Genomic DNA, 589 nt, shown 5'->3' with positions numbered 1-589 from the left:
AAAACTTAAATTTCCTGTAGATATCCACGCTAACTTTTACACAAACGATACCAACAGACATGATATTACTTATTCCTTCTTCTTTCTTCCTTTTTCCCTCTTCCTTCTTCCTTCTTCAATAAATCAAAAACTATGACAGATATTTGAAATTTATTAAACAAATTAGCTGCTCAAGAAGCACAATTAAATAATATTCAATTTCTAGCACCTTGTATAAGAAATGGGCGAGTCAAAACAAAAGTAGCAGGAATGGTTTATACCTTTCAAACTCAACCTAAAAAAATTGAAGGTTGGGGAATTTTTCAACCAATTAATGACAAAATAGCAAAATTTGTAGAAGAACCAAATTTGCCTCAATTAGAGGAATATTTCCAACTTTTAAAACCTCTTAGATTATTCCTTGCTTGTCAATTAAAAGGGCAAAAATGGCTAGCATATCCAACCCAGAACGAGCTAAATTTTCAGTAATATTTGCTCCTAAAGCACCTGCACCACAAATAGTTATTGACAAATTTTTTAGCTTTGTCATAACTTCTGAACTGCGGTAAATTTGTTCGTGAAAAAACATAGTTTGGAAGGAAGAAGGAAG

The 589-nt window shown here is 31.9% G+C and carries 1 pseudogene; it reads right to left on the bottom strand.

The features are described from left to right. Positions 1-388: 388 nt before the first annotated feature. A pseudogene (locus tag D5R40_RS42275) lies at positions 389-589 on the bottom strand (ThiF family adenylyltransferase); the annotation flags it as partial.

The sequence above is a fragment of the Okeania hirsuta genome, assembly GCF_003838195.1.
In the GTDB taxonomy this organism is placed as follows: domain Bacteria; phylum Cyanobacteriota; class Cyanobacteriia; order Cyanobacteriales; family Microcoleaceae; genus Okeania; species Okeania hirsuta.
Note: the sequence above shows the minus strand (reverse complement) of the source record. Positions and strands in the feature narration are given on the sequence as shown.